This is a genomic window from Lentzea sp. CC55 (assembly GCF_021056325.1).
GTDB lineage: Bacteria > Actinomycetota > Actinomycetes > Mycobacteriales > Pseudonocardiaceae > Lentzea > Lentzea jiangxiensis.
On sequence record NZ_JAJCXE010000009.1, the window covers coordinates 104,682 to 117,679 of the forward strand.

Genomic DNA, 12,998 nt, shown 5'->3' on the forward strand with positions numbered 1-12,998 from the left:
GTCGATGCTCTCCCCGAAGTCGGCCAGCCTGGTCGAAGCCACCCTGCCCGCCGTCGGCGCCGCCATCGGCGAGATCAGCTCGTTGTTCTACGAGCGCATGTTCGAGGAGCACCCGATCCTGCTGCGGGACGTGTTCAACCGCGGCAACCAGGCCAACGGCACGCAATCGCAGGCGCTGGCGCGGTCCATCGCCGCCTTCGCGTCCGGCTTGATCGCCGGCCGGACGCCGGACGACATGATGCGCCGCATCGCTCACAAGCACGTTTCGGTCGGTGTCACGCCCGGCCAGTACGCGGTCGTGCACAAGCACCTGCTCGGCGCCGTCGCGGAGGTCCTCGGCGTCTCCGACGAGGTCGCGGCGGCCTGGAGCGAGGTCTACTGGCTGATGGCCGACACGCTGATCGGCCTCGAGCGGTTCCTGCCGCAGGGGCAGCAGGAGCATCGGGTCATCGCGCGGTTCCAGGAGACCGACGACGTGGTGACGTTCGTGGTCAGGCCGCTCGACGGCCAAGTGCGCGCGGGCGAGCCGGGGCAGTACGTGTCGGTGCAGGTGCCGCTCGCCGACGGCGCCCGGCAGATCCGCCAGTACAGCCTGTCCGGACGGACCGACGACGCGCTGCGGTTCTCGGTGAAGCGCGACGGCGAGGTGTCGAACCACCTGCACGACAACGTGCCGGTGGGCAGCACCGTGCTGGTCAGCCAGCCGGCCGGGGACCTCGCGCTGCGGCCCGGCGACGGCCCGGTGCTGCTCGCGTCGGCGGGCATCGGCTGCACACCGATGATCTCGATGCTCGCCGAGCTGGCGTTCACCGGCTCGACCCGGCGGGTGATCGCGGTGCACGGCGACCGCGACCAGCTCACGCACCCGTTCCGCGCAGAGCTCGCGCAGCTCACCGCCAAGCTGGAGGACGCGCAGGCGCACGTCTTCTACGAGCGGCCGATCGGGGACTGGCCCGCCGAGCGGACCGGGTTCGTCGACCTCTCGTCGGTGCCGGTCCCGGCCGGTACGACCGCCTACCTGTGCGGGCCGGTGCCGTTCCTGCGCGCGGTGCGGGCCCAGCTGCTCGAAGCCGGGGTCACCGACATCCACTACGAGGTGTTCGGCCCGGACGTCGTCGCGTCAGCCGGCTAGCCGGTCCAGGGCGTTGCGGACGTGGCCCTTGGTGTCCTCCAGCGCCGCGGCAGCACGTTCGGCCGGTTCGCCGGACAGCAGGTGCACCAGCGCCACCTTGAGGTCGCCGGACGCGTCCGCCAGCGCCCGCTCGCAGTCGTCCACCGGCAGGCCGGTGGCCTCGTGCAGGATCCGGATCGTCCGGCCGCGCAGCTTCGCGTTCGTCGCGCGCATGCTGACCATCAGGTTCGAGTAGGTGCGGCCGAGCTTGACCATCACCGCGGTGGAGAACGACGTCAGGACGAGCTTCTGGGCCGATCCCGCCTTCATCCGCGTGGAGCCCGCGATGGCTTCGGGGCCGGTGTTCAGGGCGACCAGGACGTCCGGGGTGAACGGCACGGAGGCGTTGTTCGACACGAGCACGGTGCGAGCGCCCAGCGCCCGCGCCTCTTCCAGCGCGCCGATCACGAACGGCGTGCGCCCGGACGCCGTCACGCCCACGACCAGGTCCTCCGCCGTGGCGTGGCGGCGGATCTGGGCCGCGCCGGAGGAGTCCTCGACCTCCTCGACCGCGCGTACCAGCGCCTCGGAGCCGCCCGCGTGGTGGGCGACGAACCAGTCGGCCGGCACGTTGAACGTCGGCACCAGCTCCGCGGCGTCCAGCGTCGCGAGCCGGCCGGACGTGCCGGCGCCGACGTAGTGCACGCGGCCGCCGGACATGATCGCGGCGACGCCGAGGTCGACCGCCTCCGCGAGCTCCGGCAACGCCGCGGCGACGGCCGCCGGGACCGTGCTGTCCTCGTCGTTGATCATGCGGAGCACGTCGAGCGTGGGGACCCGGTCGATGTCGGTCGTGCGAGGGTTCCGCTGCTCGGTCGGAGATTCCACGCGCACCACCACACCGTTCCGGGGGGACGTCATTTAGTCGTCTCCCGCGGCCGCCTGCGACCGTCCGGTCTCGCTCCCAGCCGGTGGCCGGAGACGGCCTCGTAGGTCGCCTCCAGCGCCGTCTTCGCCGAGTCCACGTGGTGCTGGGCGACGCCGATGAACAGGCAGTCGATCACCGTGAGCTGGGCGATCCTGCTCGCCATCGCACCGGAGCGGAACGTGGTCTCGCGCGCGGCCGTGGTCAGCACGTGGTCGGAGACCTCGGTGATCGGCGAGCGCGGGAAGTTCGTGAGGGCGACCGTGGTGGCGCCGGTCTCGCGGGCGACGCGCAGGGCCTCGACGGTCTCCGAGGTCGAGCCGGTGTGCGAGATGCCCACGGCGACGTCCGCCTCGGTCAGCACGGCGGCCGACGTCAGCGCGATGTGCGTGTCGTTCCACGCGAAGCAGGTGAGCCCTATGCGGTGCAGCTTCTGCTGCAGGTCGAACGCGACGAACGCGCTCGCGCCGAAGCCGTAGACGTCCACGCGGCGTGCGCCCGCGACGGCCTGGACGACCTTGTCGAGCGCCTCGACGTCGAGCTGCTCGGCGGTCTCCTCGACGGCGCGGGCGTCGGCGAACGCGACCTTGCCGACGACCTGCCGCAGGTCGTCGCCGGGGCCGATGTCGCCGCCCATGTCGTGGTTCGCACGGGCGGCGCTGCGGGCGGTGTCGGCGGCCAGCGCGATGCGCAGCTCGGGGTACCCACCGACGCCGATGGCCTTGCAGAACCGCGTCACCGTCGTCTCGCTGGTGCCCGCCTGCTCGGCGACCTCGGTGATGCTGCGGTGCGCGACCGTCCCCGGGTTCTCCAGCACCACCTTCGCGACGCGCTGCTCGGCGCGCGCGAGACCCGGCAGCAACGACCGGATCTTCACCAGCGGACTGGATTCGGCACTGCTCTCACTGGACACGTGGGAAACTTACTAACCGCCACACCAACGGTCAACGGAGTGTGTCCGAAAGTCACTCTGTCGGCAGGTCCGCCGGTCAGCGGACGTCGGGCTTCTTCCGCGTGGACACGGCGATCCGGTTCCACGAGTTGATCGTGAAGATCAACGCGATGAGCTGCGCCAGCTCCTCCTCGCCGAAGTGCTCCGCGGCCCGCTCGTAGACCTCGTCGCTGACGTACCCGTGGCTGCTGAGGACCGTGATGGCCTCGGTGAGGCGCAGTGCGGCCTGCTCCTTCTCGGTGTAGAGGTCGCCCGCTTCCTCCCACGCGTTGAGCAGGTGGATGCGGGCCTCGGTCTCGCCTCCCTTCCGCGCGTCGACCGTGTGCATGTTGAGGCAGTACGCGCAGTGGTTGAGCTGCGAGGCGCGGATGCGGACGAGTTCGGCGAGCTGCTCGTCGAGTCCCTCGCGGGCGGCGGCGTCGAGGGCGATCATGGCGCGGTAGACCTTCGGGGCCTTCTTGGCGATGTCGATGCGGTTCGTCATGTCTTGAAACTAGGCCGCGCAATGGCCCTGGTCGTGGTGCAATCTGATCGTGGAATCGTGGGCCAATCTCGACTTCCACCTGGACCTGTCCGGTCCGGGTGGACTGCGGCACCGGTTGACGGCGTCGCTGCGGGACGCGGTCCGGTCGGCGCGGTTGCCTCCCGGTACCCGGCTGCCCGCCTCGCGGTCGCTCGCCGCCGACCTCGGGATCGCGCGCAACACCGTCGCCGAGGCCTACGCGGAACTGGTGGCCGAAGGCTGGCTGACCGCGCGTCAGGGATCCGGAACCGTTGTCGCGCAACGCGTTTCACCGCCTGCCCTCGTCACCCGCAGGTCCGCGGAGCCGGACGCGCAGTTCGACCTGACCGTGTCGACGCCGGACGTCACCGAATTCCCGCGCGCGGAGTGGATCCGCTCGACGCGGCGGGCGTTGACGGCGGCGCCGTCGGAGGCGTTCGGTCCGGGGGACCCGCAGGGGCGCATCGAGTTGCGCACCGCGCTGGCCGAGTACCTCGCACGGGCGCGGGGCGTGCGGGCCGACCCCGAGCGGATCGTGGTGTGCTCGGGGTTCGGAGGCGCTGTCGGGATGTTCGACCGGCTGCTCGAGCCACCCGTCGTCGTCGAGGAGTACGGGCTGCACTTCCACCGGTCGCTGTGGACGTCGACGGTGCCGTTGGCGGTGGACGACCACGGCGCCAACACCGAGCAGCTGCCCGACGACCTGCGTACGTGCGTGTTGACGCCGGCGCACCAGTTCCCGCTGGGCGGTCCGCTGCACCCGCGGCGGCGCGCATCGGCCGTGGAGTGGGCACGGCGCGTGGACGGGCTTGTGCTGGAGGACGACTACGACGGGGAATTCCGCTACGACCGGCAGCCGGTGGGAGCCGTGCAGGGGCTGGACCCCGAGCACGTCGTCTACCTCGGGACGTCCAGCAAGGCGCTGTCGCCGGCGTTGCGGATCGCGTGGATGGTGCTGCCGGACCGGTTCGTGGACCCGGTGCTGGAGTTGAAGACCGACCGCGAGCAGCACGTCAGCATGCTCGACCAGCTGACGTTGGCCGACTTCCTGTCGTCCGGCGCCTACGACAGCCACGTGCGGCGGATGCGGCTGAAGTACCAACGGCGGCGCGACCGGCTCGTGGAGGCTGTCTCGCCGTACGTGAACGTCTCGGGCATCGCCGCCGGGATGCACGCAGTGCTGGAGACGCCTCACGAAACGGCGATCGTGGAGACCGCGCGCGAACGTGGGATCAAGCTCAGCCCGCTGTCGTGGTTCCGGCACGAGCAGAGCGACGACGACCGGTCCGGAGTGGTCGTGAGCTTCGGAGCGCCCGCGTTTCCCCGGGCGCTCCGGAGCTTCGCCGAAGTGCTAGCGGCGTGCTGCTGACCAGCCCTCGGCCGTGACTTCGCCACGGGCGTGCACGTAGACGCCACGGCCGTTGTACTGGCCTGCCTTGGTGTGGACGAACCGGGACCTCACCGGTTCCACCGTCACCCAGCGACGGCCGGTCGTCGTGATCGTCCGCGCGTCCTGCCAGTCGGTGCCGTTCCAGTGCTGCACGGTGAGCTTGTCGCCCTTGTCGACGTCGACGAAGACCTCGACAGGGCGTTCCGCGACCAGCGTGCCGCCGGAAGTCGTCGCACGCCACTGCCTTCCGTGCGCCTTGACGGCGAGCGCGTTCGCCAGGCCGTCGGCGGCGACGCGGCGGGCCGGGTTCACGCTGCCCCAGTCGCGGCTCGGGTGCACGCGGTTGGTCAGCAGGACCGCGATCGACCGCGAGGCCTTGTCGACCACGAACGACGTGCCGGTGTAGCCGGTGTGCCCGGCGGTGCCCGGCCCGCTCAGCGCGCCCATGTACCAGCGCTGGTCGAGCTCGAAGCCGAGACCGTGGGCGTTGTCGGGGAACTGCTGGTTGAAGTTCGTGAGCATCAGCTCGACGGAGTGCTCGGTCAGGATCCGGCGGCCGCCGTACGTGCCGCCGTTGAGGATCGTCTGGCCGAGGACGGCGAGGTCCCTGGCCGTGCCGAAGACGCCCGCGTGGCCGGCGACTCCTCCGAGGGACCAGGCGTTCTCGTCGTGCACCTCGCCGCGGACGATGCCGCGTGGCGGTGAGGACTGGAACTCCGTCGCGGCAGTGCGATCCTCCGACTTCGGGTTGTAGCCGGTGTCCCTCATGCCGAGCGGCCCGGTGATGCCGTCCCGCACGGCCTGGTCGAGCCTCTTGCCGCTCACCTTGAAGACGATCTCGCCGAGCGTGATCAGGTTCAGGTCCGAGTAGACGTACGTGGTGCCCGGCGTGGACTTCGGCTTCACGTCCATCACGGCTTTGATGCGCGACGGGATGTCCGGGTACAGCTTCCACAACGGGATGAACGGTTCAAGGCCGCTCGTGTGTGTGAGGAGCTGCTTGACGGTGATGTCCTCCTTGCCGTTCACGCCGAACTCGGGCAGGTAGGTCGCGACGCGTTCGTCGATGCCGACGCGCCCCTGCTCGACCTGCTGGATCACCGCGATCGACGTGAACAGCTTGGAGATGGAGGCGAGGTCGAAGATCGTGTCCTTGCGCATCGGGACGCGTTCTTCCTCGGGCAGCTGGGTTTGCGCGTCCCCGTAGAGCACCGCGTAACCCGTGCGGTCGTGCGTGACGATCTTGCCGTCGTGCACGTACAGCGTGACGGCGCCCGCGTAGAGCGGTTTGCCGTTCGCCTGCGGTTTCGTGAAGTCGTGGAGCCGGCGCAGGGCCGCGTTGATCGGCTCGGGGGCGAGGCCCGCCCAGTACGGGTTGGACTGGCGCAACGTCGTCCGTTCGTGCGCGAAGCCGTCCTGGGGCTGGTCGAAGTGTCCGGGGACCGCCGTCGTCACGAGCGCGACGGCCAGTGCAGGGATGAGCATGGCGTCCTCACCGGTAGCGCAGGTAGGGCAGGCGGGTGCGGCGGAACTGCTGCAGCTCCTGCTGCCACGCGCCGACGACCTCGTCCAGCGGAGCCTGGGCGTCGATCATCCCGCGCAGCCGGCCGGAGCCGCTGAGCTTGTCGATCCAGTTGTCGGGCCGCCACGCGAAGACGGCCGGGTACAGCGACCTCACGGTGATGATCATCGCGACGGCGGCTCGGATGGCGTCGAACTCGTGCGGGTCGGTGACGTGCAGGGTGACACCGCCGCAGGTCTTGCCCTGGAACTTGTTGAACGTCGGCGAGAAGTAGGTCTCGCGGAACCTCACCCCCGCCAGGCCCAGGGAGTTCAGCTCCTCCGCCCAGCGCCAGTCGATGCCGGGTGCGCCGACGGTCTCGAACGGACGGGTGGTGCCGCGGCCCTCGGACAGCACCGTGCCCTCGAACAGGCACGTGCCGGGGTAGACCAGCGCGGTGTCCGGGGTGGGCATGTTCGGGCTCGGCGGCACCCACGGCAGGCCGGTGTCGAGCTGGTCGCGCCGCCAGCCCCGGACGTTCACGACCTCCAGCCTCGTCTTCAGGCCGAACTCGCCCACGAAGAAGCGGGCGAGCTCGCCGACCGTCATGCCGTGCTGCTGGACGATGGGCTTGAGGCCCACGAAGGTGGCGTGGGCGGGGTCGAGCTGCGGGCCGTTCGCCCTGCCGCCGATGGGGTTCGGGCGGTCCAGCACGATGAAGTCGAGGTTCGCCGCGGCCTCCATCGCCTGGTACATCGACCAGATGTAGGTGTAGAAGCGCGCGCCCACGTCCGCGATGTCGAACACGACGGTGTCGATGCCGGCCTTCGCGAACATCGCCTGGATCTTCGCTGGGTTGGCGCCGTACGTGTCGTACACGGGGACGCCGGTGCGCGGGTCCGCGTAGTCGCCCTCGGAGCCGCCGGCCTGCGCCGTGCCGCGGAAGCCGTGTTCGGGGCCGAACACGGCCGTCGGCCTGGCGCCGTGGGCGACCATCGAGTCGACGATGTGCGTCTGGTCCTTCAAGACGCCCGTGGGGTTCGTCAGCACGCCGACCTTGCGGCCCCGGAGCTTGCGCCAGCCGTCGCTCGCGAGCTGCTCCGCGGCGGTGGTGAGCTTCGGGGCCGCACTGGCGGCCGGAGCGGTGACGAGGGGGACGGACAGGGCGCCTGCGGCGAGGAAGCTCCGCCGCCTCACCAGGTCACCCCGTGCCCGAACGGGTAGGGCGTCGGGCCGGGGACGTCGACCGGGAGCTTGCCCCGCGGCGTGGTCTCGCCGAGCAGGACCTTCGCCAGCGCCTCCATCGACACGGTCGTGGTCGAGTACGTCGCGAGCCACGTCTTGGCGTTGCCGTGGGCCACGTCGTACGGGTTGGCGGTGGCGGCGGCGATGACCGGCTTGCCGGTGGCGACGAGCTGGTTGAGCAGGTCGAGCTGGGCCGGCCTGGTGCTCAGGTTGTTGGTCAGCACCACGATCTTGTCGGCGCCGGCCGCCGCTGCCAGCGCCTGCTGGACCTGCGCCGCCGTGGGGCTCGCCGCCGTGACGACCTTGATGCCCTTGAGACGCGTGGCCAGTGGCGAGACCGTGGCGTCGCTCGTGCCGACGACCAGGGGAGCGGTGGCGTTCAGCGGGATCGCCTGGCCGTCGTTGCGGACGACCGTGATGGTGCGGTCGGCGATGGCCTGGGCCTGCTGCGTGTTGGAGCCGACGACCTGGTCGGCCCTGTTCTCGTCGACCCGGGCGGTGACCATGACGCCGCGCAGGAGCTTCATCTTGAGGATGCGCAGGACGCTCTCGTCGATGCGCTTCTCGGAGATCTCACCGCTGCGGACGGCCTTGAGGACGCTGTCGATCGCGAGACCGAGGTTCGGCGGCATCAGCAGCTGGTCGACGCCCGCCTTGATGGCCAGCACCGGGATCTCGGCGTCGGAGTGCAGCTTGCGCACGCCCGCCATCTCCAGCGAGTCGGTGACGACCACGCCGTCGTACCCCAGCTCGTCGCGCAGCAGACCGGTGATGATCTTCGGGCTGAGCGTCGCAGGGTTGCCCGACGGGTCGATCTGCGGCACCTGGATGTGCGCGGTCATGATCGAGTCGATCTTGGCGTCGATGGCGGCCTTGAACGGCGGCGAGTCGATCTGGCGCCACTGCTCCAGGCTCCGGTTGGAGACCGGCAGGGCGGTGTGGCTGTCCTCGGACGTGTCGCCGTGGCCGGGGAAGTGCTTGGCGGTCGAGGTGACCGTCGCCGGGTCGAGCAGGCGGCGGCCCTCGTAGCCCCTGACCTGCGCGGCCGTCATCTCGGCCGCGAGCTTCGGGTCGCTCGAGAAGCTGCGCACCCCGATGATGGGGTTCACCGGGTTGGAGTTGACGTCGGCGTCCGGCGCGAAGTTCTGGTTGATGCCCATCGCGCGGAGCTCCGAGCCGGTGATGCGCGCGGCCTCCTCCGCGTCCCGCGTGCTGCGGCCGGCACCGAGGGCCATGTTGCCCGGCAGCTGCGTGGCGGGCGGGCCGATGCGCGTGACGACGCCCATCTCCTGGTCGATCGAGATGAGCAGCGGAACGCGGCTGGCCTCCTGCAGGCCGTTGGAGAGCCGCGCGATCTGCTTGGGCGTGTCGATGTTGTCGCGGCTCGAGTTGTTGAAGTAGATGACACCGCCCGGCTGGTACTTGCGCACCATCTCCGCGGCCGTCGTCACTCCGAAGTCGGTCTGGTTCTTGGGGTGCGGGACGTCGGCGGCCTGGCCGTTGACGTACGTGACGAAGAGCTGGCCGACCTTCTGTTCCAGCGACATCCCGCGCAGGGTGGTCACGGCGGCGTCCGCTCTCGCCACCGGCGTGAGGGCAACCATGGCTGTGACCAGCGTCAACGCGGCGAACTTCCGCACTTGTCCGTGCCTCCCGGTAATGTTCCCACAGGTAACTGGCGCAGTTCGCAAGTTACTCACGGCTGTGTGGTGGGTCAACGGGGGCACATTCTGCCGTTCGGGGGCATTTCTTCACCGCACAAGCAGACGGGGCACCCTCGAAAGGGTGCCCCGTCTTCAGCGCGGGCTTGCGAGTTACCAAGCGTGCAACTCGTGTCGTACAACCCTGGCCTCGGCGTCCGGCGTCCCGATACGCAGGCCCTAGACGACAAGCCTCCCGCGGCGTGCTGCGCGTGGGTACTCGAAGTCCGCGCACGGAGCTCCGCCGGGGTGGAGTCTGGCTTCTCTTCGCCAGGTCCCTGGCCGACCCGAGGTCCGCACCATCCATTTAAGTGCGTGTGCCCGGTCACAGCAAGGGCTCGGACGGGTGCACCGTTCAAGCCACGTTCAGTAGTGAAAGTACTGGGGTTTCTGGATTTGTGAGCACGAATTCGCGTTCGGGTACCGCTGACGGGGGCCGTGCCGTGCACCCACGCGGGCACCTCGTGCGCGGCGCGTTGCCGCTACTCGCCGGTACCGGACCCGAAGGGTGCCGTTGTCGCTCGAGGACTTGACTAGTCGCGGTTCCGCTTGCGCCGCAGGCCGTACCAGGCGGCGCCGGCCGCCGCGGCGGCACCGAGTCCGAGGGCCGTCACCGCGACCGCCCTGCCGGACGGCGTCGGGATGCGGCCCCGCAGGCTCACCGGGTCGACGAACTGCTGCACCGGCCAGTCCTTGTCGACGGCGATCCGGCGCAGGCCCCGGTCCGGGTTCACGGCCGTCGGGTGGCCGACGACCTCGAGCATCGGCAGGTCCGTGACGCTGTCCGAGTAGGCGTAGCTCTGCGCGAGGTCGTAGCCGTGCTCGGCGGCGAGCTGCTTGATGGCGATGGCCTTGTTGTCGGCCGCGCAGTAGAAGTCGATGTCACCGGTGTAGCGGCCGTCGAGGACGACCATTCTCGTCCCGACGCTGTGGTCGGCGCCGATCATCTGGGCGATGGGCGCGACGAGTTCCTCACCCGAGGCGCTCACGATGACGACGTCGTGGCCCTCCGCCTTGTGGTCGGCGATCAACTGTGTCGCTTCTTTGTAGACGAGCGGGTCGACGATGTCGTGCAGCGTTTCGCTGACGATGCTGCGGATCTGCTCGACGTCCCACCCGGCGGCGAGTGCCGTGATGTGCGCGCGCATGCGGTCCATCTGGTCCGCGTCCGCTCCTGCCAGCATGAACACGAACTGCGCGTACGCGCTTTTCAGCACAGCGCGGCGGTTGATCAGCCCTTCCTGGAAGAAGGGACGGCTGAACGCCAGCGTGCTCGACTTCGCGATCACGGTCTTGTCGAGGTCGAAGAAGGCGGCGATCCGGCTCATGTAGCGCAGCTTAGGCGTACTGGTCGGTAGGCCGTTCGGGCGGCATTTCGCTCGTGTACGAAACCGTTGTGCCGCACGGTTACCGAAACTTGCCCGGCGGCTGTTGCGGAAGTTGCGCGCGGCACTGGCGCATGGGGATACAGTAGGAGAGTCCGGTTCGACGGACGGGTTCAGTCCGACCCCCCGGGACTGAACCATTGACGACCCCCGTCCCTCCCCCCTGGCGGGGGTCGTCCCATATCCGCAGGCCGTTTCCCGATGGCCGCGACTGGACCTCTGCCGCCCGTGTCCGGCGTCGCACAGCCCAACCCCTCAGCGTGGCACACAGCCCCGACACTTCCTGCGCCCCAAGGCCTCGAAGATCGCGACCTGTCCACAACCGCTGGTTTGTCCACATCTCGATCTTCACCCCGTTGTGTCATTCATCACGACCCAGCAGCGTGAACCCCATGACCCGCCCCACCGCCCTGCTCACCGACCAGGACCTCCTCGACGAGGTCCTCCGCGTCGCCGCCGCGGCCGACTGCCCGCTCACCTGCACCCCGGACGTCACGTCGCTGCGCTCGCAGTGGCACTCGGCCCCGCTGGTCCTGCTCGACCCGCACGCGGTCTCCGCCTGCCTCGACGCGGGCTTCCCGCGCCGCTCCGGCGTCCTGGTCGTCCACGGAGGCGATCCGCCGTGGGCCCCGGCCGTGGCCCTGGGAGCCGACGGCGTCCTGGAACTGCCCGCGGAGGGCCGCGCCCTGGTGAACGCCCTGACCGACCTCGGCGAGGGCCCGCCCTCCGACCGGGGCCGGGTCGTGTCCTTCCTGGGCGGCCGGGGTGGCGCCGGAGCCTCGGTCCTCGCCGTCGCCGTCGGCCGCGAAGCCGTCGCCCAGGGCGGCGAGGCGATGCTCGTCGACTGCGACCCCCTCGGCGGCGGCATAGACCTGGCCCTGGGCACGGAGTCCGACGAGGGCGCCCGCTGGCCCGGTGTCCACTGCAGCGGCGGCAAGGTCCCGATGTCGGCCCTCCGCGCCGCCCTGCCCACCTCGGGCAACCTGAGCGTCCTCGCCTGCGACCGCACCGGCCCCGACCCGGAACCGGCCGCCGTGGCGGCAGTCCTCGACGCCGGCCGCAGAGCGGGCTGCACGGTGGTCTGCGACCTCCCGAGGTTCCCCACGTCGGCAGCCTCGGCAGCCCTCGACCGCACCGACCTGACGGTCCTGGTCGTACCGGCCGAGGTAAGAGCCACCGCGGCCGCCGGCAGGGTGGCCACCCGCCTGCTGGCGAACGGCCGCAACCTCCGCCTGGTGGTCCGCGGCCCCTCACCCGGCAACCTGCACCCGGCGGAGATGGCCGAGGTCATCGGCGTCCCCCTGCTCACCTCGATGCGCCCGGAACCGGGCCTGCCGGAGGTGCTGGAACGGGGCCGCTTCCCGCGCAACGCCAAGGGCCCGCTCGCGTCAGCGGCCCGCCAGGTCCTGAAGGAACTGCGCCCCTGACCCGCTTGGCGCGCAACGCCAAGCGCCCGCTCGTGTCAGCGACCCGCCAGATGCTGGGGGGATCGCGCCCTGACCCGCTGGTGCCGGAAGTGCTGACGTCCAGGCTCCCCGGCTGCGAGGGATGCCGCCGGGTCGCGCCGATCCGCTTTCCTTTCGCCGCCAACGGTTCCACCTCCGCCCTTCTCGCCCGGAAGGACCACCGTGCTCCGCCTCTGCCTGCGCATCCTGGGCCGGATGCTGCGCAACCTCGTCGTCTACCGCCGCCCCTTCCCACCCCGTTTCGTCTTCAAGGAGGAGCCCCCGCGATGAACCGCTTCCTCATCTGGTGCACCGAGATCTGGCTCCGCCTCACCGGCGGCGAGATCACCTACGGCCGCCACGCCCGCCGCCCGGGACCGGCGACATGACCGCCGCCGAGCGGTTCGCCGCAAGCAGACCCGAGCGGCTCCCGCGACACCCGACCACTTCCGAACCCCGCGCCCGACACAGGTGCCGGCCGAGAGGCCGCGCGACATGACCGCCGCCGAGCGGTTCGCCGCGAACAGACCCGAGCGGCTCCCACGACACCCGACCACTTCCGAACCCCGCGCCCGACACGGGTGCCGGGCCGAAAGGCCGCGCGACATGACCATGTTCCAGAACCGGCGAGCATCCTTCCCACCGGCGTCCGCCGCCCCACACGAGACACCCCGCCCGCCCGCTTCCGCCCACCAGCGCCGAGCACCCCGCCCCACCCACCAGCGCGAAGCGCTCAGCCCACTCCCGCCGAACCCACCCCGCCCCACCCACCAGCGCGAACCGTTCCCACTCCCGCCGAACCCACCCCGCCCCACCCGCCAGCGCGAACCGTTCCCACCCCC

10 protein-coding genes are annotated in these 12,998 nt (G+C 70.6%); 3 read left to right on the forward strand and 7 right to left on the reverse strand.

Annotated features, from left to right (window positions below; all coding sequences use genetic code 11):
* Positions 1–4: 4 nt before the first annotated feature.
* Positions 5–1,132: a globin domain-containing protein gene (locus tag L6E10_RS07040; RefSeq protein WP_236217946.1), complete on the forward strand. Its 1,128-nt coding sequence runs from the start codon at positions 5–7 to the stop codon at positions 1,130–1,132.
* Here the strand turns inward: L6E10_RS07040 and L6E10_RS07045 are convergent.
* The 3 genes from L6E10_RS07045 to L6E10_RS07055 all read right to left on the reverse strand — a co-directional run bounded on the left by L6E10_RS07045 (position 1,121) and on the right by L6E10_RS07055 (position 3,472).
* Positions 1,121–2,032, reverse strand: coding sequence for an N-acetylmuramic acid 6-phosphate etherase (locus L6E10_RS07045; protein ID WP_236217948.1), 912 nt, complete (start codon positions 2,030–2,032; stop codon positions 1,121–1,123). The two genes, L6E10_RS07040 and L6E10_RS07045, sit on opposite strands and share 12 nt — an antisense overlap.
* A complete protein-coding gene (locus L6E10_RS07050) occupies positions 2,029–2,949 on the reverse strand; it encodes a MurR/RpiR family transcriptional regulator (protein ID WP_236217950.1) in 921 nt (306 codons plus the stop codon). Before L6E10_RS07050 ends, L6E10_RS07045 begins: the two co-directional genes overlap by 4 nt.
* Before the next feature lie 76 nt (positions 2,950–3,025).
* Complete coding sequence (locus L6E10_RS07055) at positions 3,026–3,472, reverse strand: carboxymuconolactone decarboxylase family protein (protein ID WP_236217952.1); 447 nt, start codon at positions 3,470–3,472, stop codon at positions 3,026–3,028.
* A gap of 49 nt (positions 3,473–3,521) precedes the next feature.
* Here L6E10_RS07055 and L6E10_RS07060 point away from each other — a divergent pair, with 49 nt between their 5' ends.
* Positions 3,522–4,859, forward strand: coding sequence for a PLP-dependent aminotransferase family protein (locus tag L6E10_RS07060; RefSeq protein WP_236217953.1), 1,338 nt, complete (start codon positions 3,522–3,524; stop codon positions 4,857–4,859).
* Here L6E10_RS07060 and L6E10_RS07065 read toward each other — a convergent pair.
* From L6E10_RS07065 to L6E10_RS07080, 4 genes are all read right to left on the reverse strand, one after another.
* Complete coding sequence (locus L6E10_RS07065) at positions 4,842–6,365, reverse strand: serine hydrolase (protein WP_236217955.1); 1,524 nt, start codon at positions 6,363–6,365, stop codon at positions 4,842–4,844. The genes L6E10_RS07060 and L6E10_RS07065 overlap by 18 nt on opposite strands.
* A gap of 7 nt (positions 6,366–6,372) precedes the next feature.
* Positions 6,373–7,578, reverse strand: a complete 1,206-nt coding sequence (locus L6E10_RS07070; RefSeq protein ID WP_236217957.1) for an exo-beta-N-acetylmuramidase NamZ domain-containing protein — start codon at positions 7,576–7,578, stop codon at positions 6,373–6,375.
* On the reverse strand, positions 7,575–9,230 hold the full coding sequence (locus L6E10_RS07075) for a glycoside hydrolase family 3 protein (RefSeq protein WP_236217975.1): 1,656 nt from the start codon (positions 9,228–9,230) through the stop codon (positions 7,575–7,577). Before L6E10_RS07075 ends, L6E10_RS07070 begins: the two co-directional genes overlap by 4 nt.
* A gap of 629 nt (positions 9,231–9,859) precedes the next feature.
* Positions 9,860–10,654 carry an HAD-IB family hydrolase gene (locus L6E10_RS07080; RefSeq protein ID WP_236217958.1) on the reverse strand — a complete coding sequence of 265 codons (795 nt, stop codon included), beginning with the start codon at positions 10,652–10,654 and terminating at the stop codon, positions 9,860–9,862.
* A 449-nt stretch (positions 10,655–11,103) separates the two neighbouring features.
* On the opposite strand from L6E10_RS07080, the gene ssd reads away from it, so the two are divergent.
* The gene (gene ssd, locus L6E10_RS07085; protein ID WP_236217960.1) at positions 11,104–12,138 is read left to right on the forward strand and encodes a septum site-determining protein Ssd; all 1,035 of its coding nucleotides are present in this window, start codon (positions 11,104–11,106) and stop codon (positions 12,136–12,138) included.
* Positions 12,139–12,998: the final 860 nt, after the last annotated feature.